General features: G+C 45.3%; 14 protein-coding genes. 5 read left to right on the top strand and 9 right to left on the bottom strand.

Annotated elements, in window-relative coordinates:
- Positions 1–30: 30 nt before the first annotated feature.
- The 6 genes from ACH59B_RS12035 to ACH59B_RS12010 all read right to left on the bottom strand — a co-directional run bounded on the left by ACH59B_RS12035 (position 31) and on the right by ACH59B_RS12010 (position 9,907).
- Positions 31–1,620 carry an acyl-CoA synthetase gene (locus tag ACH59B_RS12035; protein ID WP_016819035.1) on the bottom strand — a complete coding sequence of 530 codons (1,590 nt, stop codon included), beginning with the start codon at positions 1,618–1,620 and terminating at the stop codon, positions 31–33.
- 177 nt (positions 1,621–1,797) lie between these two features.
- Positions 1,798–2,901 (bottom strand): hypothetical protein, encoded by a 1,104-nt coding sequence (locus ACH59B_RS12030; RefSeq protein ID WP_016819034.1) that lies wholly within the window; start codon positions 2,899–2,901, stop codon positions 1,798–1,800.
- A gap of 197 nt (positions 2,902–3,098) precedes the next feature.
- Positions 3,099–5,126, bottom strand: a complete 2,028-nt coding sequence (locus ACH59B_RS12025; protein ID WP_045245173.1) for a S9 family peptidase — start codon at positions 5,124–5,126, stop codon at positions 3,099–3,101.
- A 319-nt stretch (positions 5,127–5,445) separates the two neighbouring features.
- Positions 5,446–5,994: a GNAT family N-acetyltransferase gene (locus tag ACH59B_RS12020; protein WP_031463500.1), complete on the bottom strand. Its 549-nt coding sequence runs from the start codon at positions 5,992–5,994 to the stop codon at positions 5,446–5,448.
- A 285-nt stretch (positions 5,995–6,279) separates the two neighbouring features.
- A complete protein-coding gene (locus ACH59B_RS12015; protein WP_013371107.1) occupies positions 6,280–6,783 on the bottom strand; it encodes a ferritin in 504 nt (167 codons plus the stop codon).
- A 136-nt stretch (positions 6,784–6,919) separates the two neighbouring features.
- Entirely contained in the window at positions 6,920–9,907 is a 2,988-nt protein-coding gene (locus ACH59B_RS12010) for a glycoside hydrolase family 48 protein (RefSeq protein ID WP_123797186.1), read from the bottom strand.
- Between the two features lie 277 nt (positions 9,908–10,184).
- On the opposite strand from ACH59B_RS12010, the gene ACH59B_RS12005 reads away from it, so the two are divergent.
- Positions 10,185–10,553 carry a DUF423 domain-containing protein gene (locus ACH59B_RS12005; protein WP_045245174.1) on the top strand — a complete coding sequence of 123 codons (369 nt, stop codon included), beginning with the start codon at positions 10,185–10,187 and terminating at the stop codon, positions 10,551–10,553.
- 81 nt (positions 10,554–10,634) lie between these two features.
- Here the strand turns inward: ACH59B_RS12005 and ACH59B_RS12000 are convergent, their stop codons facing one another.
- Positions 10,635–11,492 (bottom strand): sugar phosphate isomerase/epimerase, encoded by an 858-nt coding sequence (locus tag ACH59B_RS12000; protein ID WP_290410490.1) that lies wholly within the window; start codon positions 11,490–11,492, stop codon positions 10,635–10,637.
- Positions 11,493–11,508: 16 nt separating this feature from the next.
- Positions 11,509–12,243, bottom strand: coding sequence for a thioesterase II family protein (locus ACH59B_RS11995; protein WP_404303844.1), 735 nt, complete (start codon positions 12,241–12,243; stop codon positions 11,509–11,511).
- 224 nt (positions 12,244–12,467) lie between these two features.
- On the opposite strand from ACH59B_RS11995, the gene ACH59B_RS11990 reads away from it, so the two are divergent.
- The 3 genes from ACH59B_RS11990 (at position 12,468) to ACH59B_RS11980 (ending at position 16,810) form a co-directional block, all read left to right on the top strand.
- Positions 12,468–14,903 (top strand): GH36-type glycosyl hydrolase domain-containing protein, encoded by a 2,436-nt coding sequence (locus ACH59B_RS11990; RefSeq protein WP_318301100.1) that lies wholly within the window; start codon positions 12,468–12,470, stop codon positions 14,901–14,903.
- Between the two features lie 95 nt (positions 14,904–14,998).
- Positions 14,999–16,123, top strand: coding sequence for a GGDEF domain-containing protein (locus ACH59B_RS11985; RefSeq protein WP_017428555.1), 1,125 nt, complete (start codon positions 14,999–15,001; stop codon positions 16,121–16,123).
- 183 nt (positions 16,124–16,306) lie between these two features.
- Positions 16,307–16,810 carry an NAD(P)H-dependent oxidoreductase gene (locus tag ACH59B_RS11980; RefSeq protein WP_404303953.1) on the top strand — a complete coding sequence of 168 codons (504 nt, stop codon included), beginning with the start codon at positions 16,307–16,309 and terminating at the stop codon, positions 16,808–16,810.
- Between the two features lie 93 nt (positions 16,811–16,903).
- Here ACH59B_RS11980 and ectB read toward each other — a convergent pair whose 3' ends face one another.
- Positions 16,904–18,166, bottom strand: coding sequence for a diaminobutyrate--2-oxoglutarate transaminase (gene ectB, locus ACH59B_RS11975; RefSeq protein ID WP_017428553.1), 1,263 nt, complete (start codon positions 18,164–18,166; stop codon positions 16,904–16,906).
- 546 nt (positions 18,167–18,712) lie between these two features.
- Here ectB and ACH59B_RS11970 point away from each other — a divergent pair.
- The gene (locus ACH59B_RS11970) at positions 18,713–19,405 is read left to right on the top strand and encodes a response regulator transcription factor (protein ID WP_045245179.1); all 693 of its coding nucleotides are present in this window, start codon (positions 18,713–18,715) and stop codon (positions 19,403–19,405) included.
- Positions 19,406–19,410: the final 5 nt, after the last annotated feature.

Genomic DNA, 19,410 nt, shown 5'->3' with positions numbered 1-19,410 from the left:
TCGTTTTAATAATATTGAATGGCTTCATCACTACAGTGCAGATTGCTTCTCCAAATCACGCAGCTCCACTCTCCGTATTTTTCCTGAGCTGGTTTTAGGGAGTTCCTGAATAAATTCTATTTTTCGTGGATATTTGTAAGGTGCCGTCCATGTTTTCACATGATGTTGCAGTTCCTTTACTAACTCCGGTGATCCTTCTACCCCGGCTTTGAGCACGATGAAAGCTTTCACAACATGTCCACGGATTTCATCCGGGCTGGCTACCGCTGCACATTCCTGCACAGAATCATGCTTCATCAGCGCTTCTTCTACTTCAAAAGGACCAATGGTATATCCAGAACTGATAATGATATCATCACCGCGTCCTTCAAACCAAAAATATCCATCCTCGTCCTTTCGAGCCCGGTCTCCTGTAACAAAATAATCTCCATGCACACTAGCTAATTTGCGTTCTGGATCATGATAATACGTATGAAACAATGCCGGCAGATCAGCACGCACTGCAATATCGCCCACTTGCCCTGGAGCCAGCGGAATACCATCCTCGTCTACGACCTCAACAAGTCCCGGTGCAATGGATTTGCCCATCGAGCCTGTGCGCAGAGGTGTGTCTCTTAGATTTCCAATAATTAACGTACTCTCGGTTTGGCCGTAGCCATCACGAATCGTAATGTTGAACTGCTCCTGAAACTTGTTGATAACCTCCTGATTGAGCGGCTCCCCCGCAGAAACTGCGCTGCGCAATAGGGATAGATCGTATTGATCCAAACCATCCATTTTTGCCATAATTCGATATTCAGTTGGCGTACAACATAACACTTGGACTCCGTATTGCTGCAGCAACTGCAAATAACGACCCGGACGGAACGAACCATTATATACGAATCCAGTCGCCCCATTTCCCAGTACCGATAAAAACGGACTCCAAATCCATTTTTGCCAGCCAGGTGCGGCTGTGGCCCATACTATGTCTGAAGCTTGAATGTCCAACCATGGTGATGTTATCCGCAGATGGGCATATCCCCAGCCATGGCTATGTACAACAGCTTTAGGATTTCCTGTGGTACCCGAAGTATAGGCCAGAATGGCCATGTCGTCACGGTGTGTCTTCACAGCTTCAAAAATATCTTCTTGTCCTTCCATCAGCTCATCCAGCACAAGCCAACCAGGTGCATTTGCTGTGTGGTCCCCGGGGACTACAATGCGGTGAGCCAAAGCAGGCAAATCATCACTTATTTTATCTACTTCACCTGTTACTCCGGTCCAGGCAATGACTGCACGCGCTTCCGAATGGCGAAGGCGATATGCAATATCCTTGGCCCGCAGCATTTCTGAAGATGGGATGACAGCAAGCCCCAGCTTCAAGCATGCCAGATAAATGACATATGCAATAATACGCCGTGGTACTACGACCAGAACTCTATCTCCTTTGTTAAATCCCAGACTTGCAAGTCCACCAGCCAGCCGATTTGCCTTTTTCAACAGCTCTCCGTAGGTGATTTCTTCGTATTCCCCTGTCTCACTTAACCACTTGAGTGCGGTCTTACCAGCCTCATGGTGTTCCATTTCCGAAGTCATATTGTAATATTCAGGCGCAAGCCATTGTTGCTGATCAGTCAAGTTATACCTTCCCCTTTATACATAAGATAAGAGCAACTTCCTTTATGTAGTATAACACGTCTTAGTACCAGGTTCTAATACCAGAATTAATTTATTTGGAAAAAAATAAAATTTGTAAAACAAACGACAAAAAGAAAGAGCCTGAATACAGACTCTTTTCTTTACTATTATTGTAATCTACAACTCAATGTCTACCACTGTAGAAGCCGCTTCCTGCCCGTTTACGAGCAGCACAATTCGGTGCGCTCCCGCATAATGACGACGAGTTGTCAGGTCTGCGAACCGGTGTGTTCGTGTACCCGTTAGACGGGTTCCTCCAGGAACCGTTTTGTCAGAAAGCAAAAACAGTTTGCGTGAAACTTGTCCTCTCGCCTTTACAAAGTCGATGCCATATTCGATGCGAACTCGTACAGGTTCACCTTCTCGAAGCTGAAGCACATAGCTCAGTTCACTGTGATCCCCGATCTTTAATACGGCAGGGTCTGTGGTGAAAGAGGCTGCTGTGACCAGCGGCACCCCATCCGTATCATCCGCATAGCCGAACATGGCCATCACTTCAGGGATGGATTTGCGAATCAGGGATCGACAGCCATGACGCACAATCCAGTCGGTATCAGGATGTGCGCCCTTCCACCGTTGAGCCGTTGCGATGACAATATCGGGATGATCCTTGGCAATATCGTTCAGGTTGTTGGCTACACTTTTACGTACATACAATGATGGATCGGTCTTCAGCAGTTCTAATACAGCCAATACCGGAGCAGGATCACGTTTGAAGACAGGCAGCGCCTGTCCCCAAGGCAGCCGTGGACGACAACCTTCGCTGGCAAGACGGCGGACGTGTTCACTGGGGTGTCCCGCCCAGGTCATCATCTGCCGCATCATCCGTTCTGGTTCACGCAGGAGGAAGGATCTCACAGCGAACTCCGCAGAGGATTTTGATGTAAATCGCTCCAGTGCATTCATGGACAGGTCCCAATGCTCTTCTCCCTGCCCATATACCTCTACGAAATCAGGGAAAAACAAGTACGGAAATCCGCTACAGTACTCATCAATGGCAAATAATATAGAAAGAGCTTCTTCATAACTACTGGGCAAAAACGCCCCTAATGTTAACGAAATACGCCGTATTCGTTCTTTTAGCTCCAGTTCTCCCCATTTTTTATCCATAACTTGATGGATAAATCCGTCAATGTCGAACGGACTGTATGCAGCCTGTACTCTTTCACCGAATAGACGAAGGAATTCCTCCGTGTACATATTTTTTAAGGGTTCAGCCATTGTATATCTCCTTTTAAATATGAATGTAAGCAAGAAGCGATGAACGAACAATATCTTCGTATATGATAACCATAAATCGTGACCCAGCACCAGCACTAAATGGGGTTAAGAGAATGGATATAAGACACATTAAAAAATGCCAAGTCCTAAGATTAGGACCTGACATTTTTCCATAAACACTACAAATCGAATGAGACTTATATTTTGTGTTGGACAAACCAGTCGGTAATGCGTTGCAGTCGTTCCACGCGAAGCTGTGGGTGCCCTTTACGTGAAAGCTCGTGACTCGAAGCTGGGAAACGGACAAATTGGGTGGGCTTTCCCAAACGACGCAATGCTGTAAACAACTGCTCTCCCTGCTCAATAGGGCAACGTAGATCCTGTTCTCCATGTAATATGAGCAGCGGTGTATTGATTTGCTGTACATAAGCCAACGGGGACTGCCTCCACAAAAGCTCGAAATCATCCCATGGATTCCCGCCAACTTCATCTTCCGTAAACGAGTATCCTATGTCACTCACCCCATACATTGACAGCCAGTTAGATATGGAACGCTGGGTCACAGCTGCGCGGAAACGATCCGTATGCCCGACAATCCAGTTTGTCATAAAGCCACCATAGCTGCCTCCCGTGACACCCAGTCTTTCTGGATCGATGAATGGGAATTTGCGTATAGCCTCGTCCACGGCGCTCAGTAGATCGGTGTAATCACGTCCGCCGTAATCTCCAAGGACAACATTGGTAAAAGACTGTCCATACCCTCGACTTCCTCCCGGGTTCGTATAGATGACTACATACCCCCGAGCCGCCAGCAACTGAAACTCATGAAAAAAGGAATTGGAATACATGGCATGGGGACCGCCGTGAATTTCCAAAATGGCAGGACAAGCCTCCCCCTCCTTAAAACCAGCAGGCTTCATCACCCATCCCTGCACGCGTCGACCATCCTCGACCTCCGTCCAGAAGCTCTCAGGCGCACTGATCTCAATCTCATCAAGCAGAGCATCATTCACTCGTGTTAGCCGTTCCTCGGTCCCTGAATGGATCGCAATCCGAAACAAATCGCCTGGTAAAGCGACATTGGTGGAAGCAGCAATGATATGCTGCTCATCCGAAGTAAACTCGAATTGGTAAATTTCCCGTTCTCCTTGGGTTAAAATTTTAAAAGTTCCATCAAGCGAAAACTGATATACGTGCACATTTCCTTCAATGGTTACCAGCGTATACAGGGATTGACTGTCCGCACTGAAGCGTGGTGGTCCTACATGAAGATGTGAACGCATGTCGCTCATACCCGCATTACCGAGGTGAGCATCAAGCGTCTCACTAACACATACTGCCGTCCCGCCACTGGAGGGAACCGTATACAGTCGAGTCTGAGTAGCGCCTTTGGCATGACGATCATGACCGTAAAAGGCAATCAATGTACCATCGGGAGAGAATGCAGCGCTCTCGATTTGAAGCTCGGAATGAGTCAGCTTAAACGGTACTGTCGCATTGCTATTAGAAGTCGCAGGAGCTACCGTAAACAAATCACTTTGCTTGCGTAAATCCGTATCCTCTTTGGAATGCTCCGCTATTCTAGCGACAAATAAAATCTGTTGGCCATTCGGTGACCAGACAGGCTCCGCGACATCATAAGCGCCGGATGTCAATTGAACCGTGTGCCCTGAAGTCACATCAGTTACATACAAGTGATCACGAGTATCATCCCACAGCCCATAGCCGTCGGATTTAGCTTTTGTTCGATTAACCACTCGTCCCTCAAGCTGTGTCTCCTGCTTTCCTGCGTCGCATGTAGGAGTTGACTGGTTCTCAGCAGTTTTAGCTACAAACGATATGTAGGCTCCATCCGGCGACCAGGCTAATGAACGAACATTGTTCCCTACGTGCGTAAGTTGTCGAGCTTCCCCCCCGCGTGCTGGAATAATCCATACCTGACGCTTGCCGTCTGTCGAACGGAGAAAAGCAAGTTGTGACCCGTCCGGTGACCAGACAGGTGTTTCATCTTTCGGTCCATATGTAAAGGGTATTGGAGTTTTACCTTCGAACGGCAACAGCCAAATAGCCGAGTTGTAGTCTGTCCGTTCTTTATTAATATACTGCTCTACGTAAGCAATTTCGCCACTCGTGGGATGAACAGCTGGATCGCTAACCCAGTGAAATCGATATAAATCCTCAGCTGTTATACGGCGTTTGGTTGTGCCAGATTGCGAGTTGCTCAAATAAATTCCTCCTTAATATTGTAGATTTGTACAACTTCACATTCAATTAATCCGATTAATTTTATATGAATTTAATAAATATACAATTACGTTACTCTTTTTATGTATCTCTGTCAATTTGTCCAAAACTCAAAGAACCCTCTCTCAGTCATAATGACTCGAAAACACCGCTGCTTCGGTTGCTTTCTTGAGAGAAGGTCATATCTGTTATCGTTCTTCTGTACCGTACGCATTAAAGCCAAGTTCCTCTGCAGGCACAGCCTGCCTGACGATATTTTGGAATTTCTGCTGTGAACTCAGGCTTCTCCAGTGATCGTGTCTAATTTCGGTTAGCAGTCTCGGCTTCATTCTTTTCATGGATGTAGGTGGAGAATAATTCAGGATTCACTACTTTACGCAGTAAATGCATCGTCCCGTCTCCTGTTCCATGGTCAAAAGCATGGATACGTTCATATCCCCAACGCTCGTACATGGATAATAAATAGGGATGTTTTTCCGCAGTGGCTAATGTCACTGCAGGAGCTCCAACCTGATCACGAATAATCGTTTGTTCTACCCAGTTCAGCAGTTTTTTTCCATATCCTTTGCCCTGAGCAGCCGGATCTACGGCAAACCACATCACAAACGGAAGATCGGTTATAAAATTAAGGGCTCTATTTTTTAAATGACTAACGGTAGCCTGGATGACACCATCGACTTCCAGCACATAGCAATCATTATTTTTAATGTTTTCTTGAATGAGAGCGACGTCTGCCTGAGCGGCAGGCCATTTAAGCTCCAACTGCCGAATTGTTTCATACGCCTCATACGTTATATACTGCAATCTTTCTGCATCCTCTTGACGTGCCAGACGATAGATCTCGCTCATAGTTCCCCGCCTCCCTATAGTATTGTAATAATGTGCATAATTTTTTTCAACTAATCCTATATTTTTAATCAGAAATGAAAGTTAACATAACTGTAGCATGCTCACCATTCAGCGACAAATTAATTTTTTCTATACCTTCATTTAAAATAACAATATCCCTTGAGGGTTGGAAAGTCCGCAATTCAAATAAAAGCAAAAAAGCCCGAAAGCCGGGCTCCTTTACTTTCTAGACCAATAGAATGCTGTCCCTGACTCTGGGGCATTCAAACCAACCTGTACGCTGTGTTATTCCGCAGGGGCAACAAAGCTGCGTTTGGCAAACTCGCTGTCCAGCATATAAAAGGCATTGCTGTCTCTTTCAATGCGCTTAAGCTTCTGGATAACACTATCGAACAGAGCTTCCTCTTCGACTTGCTCATCAATAAACCATTTCAAGAAATGGATCGTTGCATGCTCTCGTGCATCGAGGGCCAAGTCAGCCAAATGATAAAATTTTTGTGTGTTTTGCTGCTCATGCTTGTAGCCATGCTCAAATACGTCCAGCATGGAATCGTAGCTATTTTTGGGCTCCGGTAATGCTGCCAATGTAGCGCGTCCTCGACGGTCGTTAATGTATCTATACAGTTTCATGGCATGAAACCGTTCCTCCTCTGCTTGTACCAGGAAGAAGTTTGCAAACCCATCCAGACTTTCACTAGAGCAATATGCAGCCATCGCGAGATATACGTGAGCGGAGTAAAATTCAAAGTTCATTTGCTCATTCAGAGCCTGTGCCAAATTGTCATTCATGTCTTAGGTCACCTCGGTCAGATATGTAATGATGTAACGTTCTTAGTGTACCATGAATTTGATCACAAAAAAACGGACGGAAGTGAATTCAGACACACTCACGTTCCGCCCGCCTTGCTCAACATTTAGTTCACAATCAAGGCTCCAGACCCCAGACACGTTTGTCGTTTATATACAAAGGTGTTTTGTCCCAATCTGTATAAGAGGTCTTGGTTGCATCATAGGAAAAATCGTCACTTTCGTTATAGTTGCTCCAATCCGTCTTGTTCATGCGAATCTGAATATCCCCCGTGTTTTCCCCTGCTGCCAGACTTCCCGCACCGGCTCCAAAGGAGATCTCCAAATAATAATCTGCCCCAGTTACGGCCTTATCCAGTTTCACAAACCGTCCCTGAACATTGCCGCTGCCCAATTGTGCATAATCACAGTGAAACTCCTGCCCCTTATCGCCATCTACAGTATAGTAGTATCTCAGCTTGACGTTTTTCAGATCAAGAGCCTCTTTACCCTTGTTTACGACACGGAAGAGTGGTCGAATCTGGTTATCTCCCGGGTTGGTGTCGCCCACACGGTATTGGGCAATTACATCTCCCTTCGCCGGAATCGGGGCTGCTGTTGGCTTGGCGCTGACCTCAGCAGAATCCGGGCTGGTTCCTAAGGAATTTGTTGCACTTGTTACATAATAATAAGTGGTTTCATTCACCACCCCTGTATCCTTGTAAGTGGCGTCAGTTACCGTTGCTACCGTGGTATACGGGCCACCACTGGTTGTGGAGCGCTTAACCGTGTAGCTATCAGCACCTGTCGCTTTGCTCCAGGTTAGTGTAACTTGTGCATCTCCTGCACTCGCCTTTACATTTGCCGGAGCTTTGGGAGCTGTAGGTTCGGCTGGTCCACTACCATTAATCAGACGGTCATACTCTGCATAAGCAGTTGCCATATCTACTTGGGACCAGAAACGGTGATACGTAAATTCTGGCGCACCTTTATCCCATTTTTTGGTCTGTTTGTTCCATGAAGTCGTGTATTTGTCTTTAAGATAGGACCATTGCGGATCTTTAGTGATATTAGGGCGGATGTCGCTATAGCTGGAATACGTACCATTCCCGCCCTTGGACGGATCAGACGGTGTAGCGTCTGTGCCTGGGATCGTGTTGCCTTGCCCAGTCTTACCACTCCATCCGCTCGGGATATATACTTCTTTAGTAAAATAACGATAATAATCCTCACGCGCTTCCTTCGTTGTAATTCCTATGCCGTCGTTATAGCCCCATGCTGCATCAAGCAAGGCTTTGGACAGATCTTTGGCTTCCTTGCCTAACTCGGTGTAGTCTCCTTTTTCAGCTTTTGTTCCGGCAGCGAAGAAGGTTAGCGCTTTCACATAACTGCCCAGCACTCCTGCATCCTGTCCTGGACTTTTGGTTACGACATGAAGATTGGCATTTCCTTTATGATTGGCAAATCCGCTCCAGGTTTCAGGCTTTCCACTCCATTCCAGATTGCTCGGCAGCCAGAACTCACCTTTAGCCGCTGTAGTGGCTACCTTCGGATTTTTGCCACCCAGAATACGCTTGCCTTGTGCATCCAAATAGTAACCCTGCGCATCAGTTACAGGCCGTTCGTTGGCAAATACATAACTCTTGGACCAAGCGATCCAGTTTTCCGTCACTTGTTTAGCCATTTTAAACTGCTCCGACGAAGTGTCACCTTTCTTGGCCAAAATATAGTACAGCTCCGCTATCCGCTCGACAGGCCAAGCCTGCATGCCAAACCAGTTGTTGGACGGTGGATCTTGATATACAGGAGCCCCTGTATAAGCCATGCCATAAAAAGTGCTCGTACCAGATGGATACGCCTTGTAGGCACCATCCCAGCTATTCGTTGCTCCACCTGCAATGGCCCCCTCATCAGATTGCAGCCAAGTGTAAAATTCCAATTGGCGCTTGAGCGAGGTCGCCCAATCCTGTCCTGCCGTAGGTGAATTTGGGATCAATCCGCTATCCTTATCCGATAATGCATATGCAGCAACGACATTCTGGTAGCCCTGATGCGCATGGCTGGCACCAATCCGCCAAGCCCAGTTGCCGCTTTGGCCCAGTCCGCCGCCCCAAGCCGTATACCATGCCATTAGATAAAGACTGGCATCCTTGCCCGTGCCAGCAATCGGACTTCCATTGGAAGCGCTCCCTACTTTCTGGAAGTATTTATCGTACATGCCGTAACGCAAGAAGTCTCCCATCTTTTTCGCTTTGTCCAAATATACCTGGTTGTCATAACCGAGTTCTTTTGCCCAGTACATGGCTTGAACCGCCCGTGCGTCCGCATCCGTGGCATTCGTGTAGCGCCATTGCTGTGCAGGAGCATTATTTTCCTTGGTGAACAGGCTCATGAAGCCTTCATTAGGCTTGCCAAACTTGTGATTATCCTGCGATGGATGCGGTACAGCCTCCCAGACCGATTCCTGTTCCCCGCGCTGGAAGGTGTTCACATAGGTCGCCGTATGTGACGGATTCAGCAGATTGCCAAAACCGTACCAATTGTCTACATCCAGCAGCCAATGCATCAGGTAGGTCTGATTGTTGCCATAGGTTGCCTTCAGCTCAGAGTTCAGCGGGTCCTTGCCAGCACCATACTGACCACTCAGACGGCTTGGGTACTGATCCGGCTGTGGATATTCTGCAGCATAAGTGGCAGGGCTGTTCGGATTATAGTTACTCATTGTAGGCTGCTCTTCCTTACCGTCACCCTCATTAACAGGAATGATATATTTCTCCATGTTGTCCCATGCCGATTCCAAATGACCCCAATCCCCGGTATAATGACCATAGAGAACTTCTAGCCACATCCAATAGCTGTATGCTTCCGAGGTCGTTAAGTGTCCATAGTCAGGCGCCTCACTCATAAGTGTTTCAACGGAATGATAAGGGATACCTTCTTTAGAAAAGTAACCGCTAGCTGGGTCCTTCAGTTGTTTATACATTTGCAAAAAGCGTGTTGATTCAGGGGTTGCGGCTGATGCACGGTCGGGTTCGGCCTGAAATAAACCCAAGCTTAACGGAAGTACCAAAATGGCTGACATGACCATAGAGACAGATTTTCTGAACACAGATTTTCTACTGATCACTTTTGCATTCATCCTCTCCATTATCAATATTGGCTTTACTCAAAATTTGGTTCCAAAAAACGACAGCACAAAAAGACAGCGCCATCACCTCACTTTCCCGTTATAAAGGTGGAGGACACGCTGTCCATAGCTCCAAATGCTTCACATTGGCCCTGGCAAGAATATACCACACTAGTCGCCAAATGAGAGTCGAAAAATTCTATATGTTTAGAGTTGCACAAGGAAAATTGACGAAATCGATAGGAATCGGTACTATTTCACAAGGAGGCGTTAAAACATGAAAGTGTTGCTGTTGCTTGGCTGTATTGTGATGTTTTTAGCTGTAGCTCTGGGAGCATTCGGGGCGCATGCGTTGAAAAAAAGACTTTCCGCAGACATGATGAGCATATTCCAGACAGGAATTCAATATCAAATTGCTCACGGTTTGGGTTTGTTGCTGCTGGGAGTTCTTGCAGGCAACATTGCCCATTCTTCTCTTATTGTAACCGCAGGTTGGGTTATGCTGGTGGGCATTCTTCTGTTTTCCGGCAGTCTGTATGTTCTTAGTGTGTCTGGTGTGAAAAAGCTTGGAGCCGTCACCCCGATTGGCGGGCTGGCTTTTTTGGCAAGCTGGGTCATTGTGATTGTGGCGGTAATACAAGGCTAAACAAATAAACAGAGACTTGGAAAAGTAGGCGCTTCCAAGTCTCCTGAATCATGGTCGAATTATTGATGAATATGAACGCGTCTATGATTTCATTTGCACTTGCTGTGCTTTCTGAGCCGCGATCCGATGACCTTCGATATAGCGTTTGGATTGAGCCATTTCATGCTCCTGAGCAGCTTCCATAATAATATGGACCCCTGGCTTGTACTGCTCCAGCAGTTCCATATATAGAGCATAGTTCATGTCACCAAAACCCGGCGGTACGGTCTCGATCTCACCTGATGATGACAAACGTCGGTCTTTGGCATGTGCTGCGATAATCCGAGGTCCTAGCAGCTGAAAAGCTTCGCGGATGATCTCATCCTGTCGCGCCAGGTTTTCCGTTTTTAGCAAATTACCCGGATCAATCACAACACCAATGTGTGAAGACGGTACTTCCTCCAGAAAGGTAGCTAGCTCTGCTGCTGTTCCGACCAAATGATCGTTAGCAGCCTCTAATCCTACAAATACGCCCCACTTCTCCGCCTCATCTGCTAATTCTCGCACAACTTCTTTTACAACTCTCCAGTCTCGCTCCGAATAAGGGGTCCCATCCTCATTGCGTCCGACTTCAGCTGCAACCATTGGTGCTCCTAACAGACTTGCGTATCGGATCAGCTCTTTGAAACGCTCTACATTTTCACGTAACAATTCCTCATCCTGTACAAAAAAATGCAAATAGCACCCGAGCACTGATATGGATACTCCGTACTTACGAAATTCCTCAGCGATAGACAATGCTAATCCCGGATTGAACTTGCCAGGTTTATTAAAATCGACATCACTGATCGCTCTCCACGGAGCGAGCTGAACATGAGTAAAGCCCGCTTCACCTACCTTTGCAGCCAACTCGCGATAAGGCAACTTGCCAAACAAATGTGCCAATACACCTACTGTCACTAAAAATCACCTCTTTTTATTTTTGTATTCTACTAATCGCCGTACTCAGCTCCAAGGACTCATTGATGATTTCTGTAATTCGTTCTACTTCATCATGAATAAAGAAGTGTCCTTCCTCAAAGGTAAACACACGAAATTGCTGATCCGTATGCTGTGCCCACGCCTCTGCATCTTGTAGGGCCACCGTGTTATCAGTCAGTCCTGTCAAGGCGGTGATAGGGCAATGTAAAGGCGTGGCTTTGCTCATATACTTATACATCTCGACTGCTTTGAAATCTGCTCTTAATACTGGCATAAAATAGTCATACAATTCCTGATTGTCAAAAATGGCTTCCGAAAGTTGCCCATACCTCTGCAAATGCGTTCTGAATTGATCTGCAGGCAGATCATGTAACCACGGGAGATTTCTTGGGATATGCGGTGCCCGTCCACCCGAAACAAATAGATGAGCCGGCTGGCCATATCCTCCAGCCACCAGCTTATAATACAGCTCGAATGCAATCATCGTACCCATGCTGTGACCGTATATGGCATAAGAATCACCAGGGGCTAACTCATGGCTGATTTGATGCAGCAGATCCTCGCTCATCTCCTCAATACTATCCTTAAGCGGTTCCCCAGAACGAATACCTCTGCCCGCCAATTCCAAAGGGACAAGTTTAATCTGTGGAAGCAGCAGCTTTTTCCATTTGAAGCTGACTGATGCCGATCCGCCTGCATATGGGATGAAAAATAATGTGATAGGTACCATTCTTGCAACCTCCTGTGTTGCGGAATTCTAACTTTTTTATTTTAGCACAAAAAGGTATATTTACCCATTTCAAATATTTTGCAAATTCGAAAAAGAGGGTTGACGAATTCAAGCACATTTTGCATAAAGCAGGAAATGTCTTTCTTAAGGAAGAACTGCTGTATGTTTGAATATAATCATGTGTTGGGTCTTTTATTTTTCCAATTTGAGAGGAGTCCTGCGCCATGAAGTATGGTTTCTTCGATGATGCCAACCAAGAATATGTCATCACCACCCCTCAAACTCCGTATCCCTGGATTAATTATTTAGGTAATGAACGATTTTTTGGACTCATCTCCAATACAGGCGGCGGCTATGCATTTTATCGAGATGCTCGCTTACGTCGCTTAACACGTTACCGGTACAACAATATTCCTGTCGATAACGGTGGTCGCTATTTTTATATTTATGCTGATGGAGATTATTGGACTCCGGGCTGGATGCCGGTTAAAAGGGACCTGGAGCAGTATGAATGTCGTCATGGACTTGGATATACCTCAATTATGGGGGAACGCAGAGGGATTCGGGCTACGCAACTAGCTTTTGTGCCCCTATCTTTTGACGGCGAGGTCCACCAGGTCAAGCTTCAGAACACATCGTTACAAACTAAAAAGATCAAACTCTTTTCATTCGTCGAATTCTGCCTGTGGAACGCCTATGACGATATGACCAATTTTCAGCGTAACTTGAACACAGGCGAAGTTGAAATACAGGACTCTGTCATTTATCACAAGACAGAATACCGTGAGCGCCGCAATCATTATGCTTTTTTCTCTGCGAATCGTCCGCTGGCGGGCTATGACACAGACCGTGAAGCTTTTTTGGGTCTCTACAACGGACTGGATCAGCCCCACACCATCACCGCAGGGCAAGCGTCTAACTCGATAGCCAGCGGCTGGTCCCCTATCGGATCGCATTGCATTGAGATTACACTGGAGCCGGGCGAAGAAACAAGCTGTAACTTTGTACTCGGATATGTGGAAAACCCAGAGGAAGAAAAATGGGAGTCCCCCGGTATTATTAACAAAAAACAGGCTCATGCTATGATCGCGCAATTTGCGGATGAAACCGATGTGGACCGTGCGTTAAGTGAGCTGCGAAGTTATTGGAACAATCTGCTGTCTAAGTACACCCTTCAAAGTCACGATGACAAGCTGAACCGAATGGTGAACATATGGAACCCGTATCAATGTATGGTTACATTCAATATGTCACGTTCGGCTTCGTATTTTGAATCCGGTATTGGACGTGGTATGGGTTTTCGGGATTCAAATCAAGACTTGCTCGGCTTCGTCCACCAAATACCGGAGCGGGCAAGGGAACGGATTATCGACATCGCTTCTACTCAATTTGAAAATGGCGGGGCATATCATCAGTACCAACCGTTAACCAAAAAAGGAAATCACGAGGTTGGCGGTGGCTTTAACGACGATCCGCTGTGGCTTATTGTCGGTACCTCAGCATATATCAAAGAAACCGGAGACTTTGGCATACTGGATGAACAAGTTCCCTTTGACGGGAATATAGATCGTGCCGCTTCGCTGTTTGAACATTTGAAGCGTTCTTTTTATCATGTTGTAGACAATCTCGGTCCGCATGGTCTTCCGCTCATTGGTCGGGCTGACTGGAACGACTGTCTGAATCTCAACTGTTTTTCTGCTACACCAGATGAGTCCTATCAGACGACACAGAATTTGGAAGGCCGCATAGCCGAATCTGTGTTTATCGCCGGACTATTCGTGTATACTGGACCGGATTTTATTGAGCTTTGCAAGCGCAGAGGTTTGAATGAAGAAGCAGTCACCGCTCAAGGACATGTGGATCGTATGCGGACAGCCACATTGGAGCATGGGTTTGACGGGGAATGGTTCTTGCGTGCGTACGACCATTATGGTAACAAAATAGGGAGCAAGGATTGTGAGGAAGGGCAAATTTTCATAGAGCCTCAAGGCTTCTGTGTAATGGCAGGAATTGGCATTGAAGAAGGCCTGGCTCATAAAGCTCTCGACTCTACACGTGATCGGCTGGAAACTCCCTACGGCATTGTACTACAACATCCGCCTTATTCCCGCTACTATATTAATCTGGGTGAAATCTCTTCTTACCCTCCTGGGTATAAGGAAAATGCAGGTATTTTCTGTCACAATAACCCCTGGATTATGATGGCAGAAGCTGTCATAGGACGCGGTGATCGCGCTTTCGAGCTGTATAGCAAAATTGCTCCCGCTTATCTAGAGGACATCAGCGACATTCATCGTACCGAGCCATATGTGTATGCTCAAATGATTGCGGGCAAGGATGCGGTTCGTGAAGGTGAAGCCAAAAATTCCTGGCTAACGGGTACTGCGGCTTGGAATTTTATAGCTATTACTCAATCCATCCTCGGTATTCAGCCGGAATGGGACGGCCTGCGTATTGATCCGTGCATCCCCAAATCCTGGGGAGAATTCACAGTCACCCGTGTCTTCCGAGGCGACACCTATGTGATTCATATCACGAATCCACAGCACGTCTCCAAAGGTGTAGCTACAGTTACCGTAGATGGCACTGTTCTAACGAATAATATTCTGCCGGTTGCAGGAGATGGAACTATTCACCAGGTAAAAGTGTTACTGGGCTAACGAGTTCGTGCCCTTCAAAAAAATTAGCTTCAACTTCACCACATAGTATCTTATAATACGAGAATGGCTATAGATACATTAAGTGTGGTGACATCATGAACAAGACAAAACGGCTTACTCAAACCATGGATTACAGAACAAAGCAAGCCCGCTGGGTGCGCAAAATGTTATTACTTTACTGGATGATTATAACCGTACATTTTATCGTCCAGCTGGGCAGCTACTTATTCCTTGATTATCCCGCTTCGCCTTATGAATTTTACGTTGGGGTCCTTATTGTTCCCACACTAATCATGAGTGGATCCAACTTACTTGCAGAACTGGCACATTTTAAATTTAACAGGTATTCTTTTGTGATTCTGTTTATGGCAAGCACCGTCATTTGTTGGATGATTATTCGCCTTAACTATGACATTCGGATTATTCCAGCGTTGTGCTTGTTGCCTATTTTCTCTTCAATCTTGTTCTTCAATCGTCGCTTAATATGGCTTTCTTTTGTATTGCAAGTGATCGTCTTCTTTCTATTGCTAGCAATAGATGGATCATTCCGCAGCTATTTGTCAGACTTTGATATCGTGGCGATTCCGACATTTTTGATTATGTCCACCTTTATTGCCCTCATTATTCAGGCCAGCGGCCGCGATTTGTTAGTGGATTTATACAAAACAAAGCGTGCTCAGCAGGAATTAATGATCAGTAACGCGATTATTAGTAAAATGTCCATGACTGATGGTTTAACGAAGCTATACAATCATTTGTCTTTCCAAAACTTTTATGAAAAAGCACTGGAATATGCCGAACAAGGCGCGATCATCCATCTGGCGTTAGTGGATATTGATAATTTCAAGAAGATCAATGACACTTACGGGCATCAGTTTGGAGATAAAATTTTGGAAGGCATCTCGCAAATTATTACAGAGCAGATTACAGCAAATGACATTCCGGCCCGCTATGGCGGTGAGGAGTTTGCTATTTTGATGTTCGAGCATACTTTTGAGGAAGCTTATCAGATTGTAGAGAACATTCGGCGTGAAGTGGAGAAAATGACCTTTCAGGAGAAAATGCAAATCGTTTCTGTAACCGTAAGCATTGGATTAAAAAGCTATACCGAGGATATGAACAAAGACAAAGATGTATTTTTCCAGGAGACAGACGACTATTTGTATCAAGCCAAGCGCTCCGGTAAAAATAAAATTGTTGCTCTTAACCATATCGCTTAATGTAAAAATGCATTTAATGCAACTCCGGCATATAGTTGTCGGAGTTTTTTTGTATGTAGAAACTTAAAATTGAGAAGAGTTGACAATTTTATGGATTGCAAACTAAAATGGTTACACGCGGAATGGTTATTTACTTACGAAAAATAAGCTTTAAGGAGATGGTTTTACACGTCAACACTCGTTATTGTTGTTCACCCTGATCTTGCAGAGTCTCGCGTTAACAAAAGATGGATGCAAGAACTCAAGAAGCAATCCAGTGTGACCGTTCACAACCTGTATGAAGTATATCCGGATGAGCAAATCAACGTTGCCCATGAGCAAAAACTGCTAGAGCAGCATGATCGTATCGTTCTGCAATTCCCTTTTTACTGGTATAGCAGTCCTCCCCTGCTGAAAAAATGGCTGGATAAGGTTTTAACCTACGGCTGGGCTTATGGAAGCGAAGGTGACAAGCTACAGGGCAAAGAGTTGTTGATCGCCTTGTCTGCTGCCAGCGTGGAGGAAAACTATCAACATGACGGAAGAAACAGATATACGATCGAAGAGCTGTTGAGACCTTTTGAAGCTACAGGCCTTCTGATTGGTGTCAAATTGCTCCCTTATTTCGTGCAGTATGGTGCCGGAGTTTTGACAGATGAGCAGTTGGAGCAATCTGCACAAAAATACGTGCAGGCGGTTATTTCTTAATTTACACAAAATACCCCTTGGAAGGTGCCCACACCTGCTTGCCCTACAGCAGACGTTGGCTCCAACCAAGGGGCTTTGCTGATAGAATTACATTTACAGCGTAACCAAGTTACTCGTTACCTGAGCCATGCTTTCTTTAATAATATTGCAGCCCTTGCTCAAGTTCTCCATACTTATCGTTAACGCTGGCATAATTTTAAGTACCGTATCGTTACGCCCAGCTCGCTCAATAATAAGCCCCTTACTAAAGCAGAGAGTTGCAACCTCCTTGGCGAAAGCTTCTCCCAGATGGGTCACATCAATTCCCCAGATCAGTCCCAAGCCGCGAATTTCAATAAGTGGATCCATTGTTTGGATATGTTCACGCAAGAACTGCTGAACAAAAGCTTCTTTTTCCTTCACTTGGGCTTCCAACCCAACCGTGTCTCTGAACTCCAGCGCTGCCTTTGCTCCGACAAACGCTAGCTGATTTCCACGGAAGGTGCCGTTATGTTCACCAGGACTCCAAATATCCAGTTCTGGCTTAAGCAGCAACAAGGACATTGGCAGACCGTATCCACTGATCGACTTGGACAAGACAACCATATCAGGCACAATGCCTGCTCGCTCAAACGAGAAGAACGAACCAACTCGGCCGCAACCGACCTGAATATCGTCAGCAATGAGCAAGATATCATGATCATCGCAAAGCTGTCGCAAATCACGCAGCCATTCGTTATCTGCAATATTAATACCGCCTTCAGCCTGTATCGTTTCCAAAATAATCGCAGCAGGCTTCTCCACACCGGAATGAGTGTCTGTTAAAAGCTGTTCCATGTACAAAATGGTATCCATTCCGTTAAATGTGCTGTTATAAGGTATAAAGGTAACATTATTCAGTGGGACTCCTGCGCTCTCTCGCATGGAGTTATTGCTGGTAATCGATAAACTACCGAGCGACATACCGTGGAACGCGCCCATAAAAGCAAAAACACCATTTCTTTTTTTTACCTTACGCGCAAGTTTCAGTGCTGCTTCCACCGCATTGGTTCCCGTCGGTCCGCAAAATTGAAGCTTATAATTCAAGCCCTTAGGCCGGAGAATACGCTCGGAAAAAGACTCTATAAACTCTTGCTTGGCCGTGGTGTACATATCCAGACCATGCATGATCCGATCGGAGGTTAAATAATCTAGTAACCGGTTTTTCATAAAGTCATTATTGTGCCCATAATTTAAAGCCCCTGCACCGGCGAAAAAGTCAATATATCCCTCTCCTGCCTCCGTGTACAAAACATCGTTTTTCGCTTTGTTGAAAACAACTGGAAAACTCCTGCAATAAGACCTTACATTGGACTCCAGTGTTTCGAATGTGTTCATAAATATTCGTCCTCCCGCTGACCTGATTTTTGAAAAATACAAGCATGGAAAGCAAAAAAAGTGTAAATATGTAATCTAAAATGAGTAGACAGTCTGAATTCACAATGGGATATCCACACCATAAAATCTTGAGTACGATCACAAGAACATATAGAGTACAAAAGAATACAACAGAGATGCACATTGAGAGTAAGATGAATAGAAGATTAAATAGTGGGGTTTTCTAAGAGGTCTGTCAGAGGATGTCAACTCCTATGTAATAAAATACCATAATTTTCATTAAAGTCAATGCATGTTTCTGAGATCTTTTGTTAATTTATTGTAATTTTAGGACATTTCCTTGCAGTATATTGTTAAATAAATATGAAATATGACGTAATATAGTAATAAATCTCAAAAATAGTACATTTTCATATCAAATAGATATATCTAGATCGTCCGGAGACTGGATTTCCATAATAAAGCTGAGCTTTTGACAGACTGACCAAAGGAGTTTACTCTATCAAAAGAACTTGCTAAATTTAAAAATAGATAAGGAAACACATCATGTCTAATGTTTTAATTATTGAAGATGATAATATGCTGGGTGACACTCTCTCCTTATATTTAACAGGGGAAGGCTACGACGTTACACGAGTGGAACAAGCGACTGAGGGTATTGCCCGACTCGATAGGGTACAGCCCGATATTATTTTACTAGATCTGTTGCTTCCAGATTTGGATGGCGTGAATCCCTGCCCACTGATACGCAAGCATACGGACGTACCAATCATCGTGATTTCTACAGAAAACGACATTTCAGAGCGCATTCGTACACTTACGTTGGGAGCAGATGATTATATTTGCAAGCCTTTTAGTATGCAAGAGCTCAAAGCACGGATCGAAGCTCTTTTCCGTCGGATCAAAATCACACGCTTGCAAGGAAGAGGCATTTCACCTGTAGCTGAACCTGAAACAGGCATTACTTTGGATCTGGCGAGAAGAATGGTTACCGTTAATGGTCAGATGGTAGAGATGACCTATTCGGAATTTGAGCTAATGAAGCTCTTTTATACGAACCGAGGAATTGTATTTAGTAGATATGCCTTGATTCAGGCTCTCCGTGGCACAGACTCCTTTATTAATGAGAGGGCAGTGGACGTACATATTAACCATTTACGTAGAAAGATCGAAAAAGACCCCAAGAAACCGCAATTGATTAAGACCATTTGGGGAATCGGTTACAAATTTATGCAATAACGCAG

It is taken from the genome of Paenibacillus sp. DP01 (assembly GCF_044784315.1).
Lineage (GTDB): Bacteria > Bacillota > Bacilli > Paenibacillales > Paenibacillaceae > Paenibacillus > Paenibacillus polymyxa.
Note: the sequence above shows the minus strand (reverse complement) of the source record. Positions and strands in the feature narration are given on the sequence as shown.

What these genes read in the sequence shown, in the direction of transcription:
- ACH59B_RS12030 (WP_016819034.1), bottom strand. Translation starts at nt 2,901, where the DNA reads ATGGCTGAACCCTTAAAAAATATGTACACGGAGGAATTCCTTCGTCTA.
- ACH59B_RS12020 (WP_031463500.1), bottom strand. Translation starts at nt 5,994, where the DNA reads ATGAGCGAGATCTATCGTCTGGCACGTCAAGAGGATGCAGAAAGATTG.
- ACH59B_RS12015 (WP_013371107.1), bottom strand. Translation starts at nt 6,783, where the DNA reads ATGAATGACAATTTGGCACAGGCTCTGAATGAGCAAATGAACTTTGAA.
- ACH59B_RS12005 (WP_045245174.1), top strand. Translation starts at nt 10,185, where the DNA reads ATGAAAGTGTTGCTGTTGCTTGGCTGTATTGTGATGTTTTTAGCTGTA.
- ACH59B_RS11995 (WP_404303844.1), bottom strand. Translation starts at nt 12,243, where the DNA reads ATGGTACCTATCACATTATTTTTCATCCCATATGCAGGCGGATCGGCA.
- ACH59B_RS11990 (WP_318301100.1), top strand. Translation starts at nt 12,468, where the DNA reads ATGAAGTATGGTTTCTTCGATGATGCCAACCAAGAATATGTCATCACC.
- ACH59B_RS11985 (WP_017428555.1), top strand. Translation starts at nt 14,999, where the DNA reads ATGAACAAGACAAAACGGCTTACTCAAACCATGGATTACAGAACAAAG.
- ectB (WP_017428553.1), bottom strand. Translation starts at nt 18,166, where the DNA reads ATGAACACATTCGAAACACTGGAGTCCAATGTAAGGTCTTATTGCAGG.
- ACH59B_RS11970 (WP_045245179.1), top strand. Translation starts at nt 18,713, where the DNA reads ATGTCTAATGTTTTAATTATTGAAGATGATAATATGCTGGGTGACACT.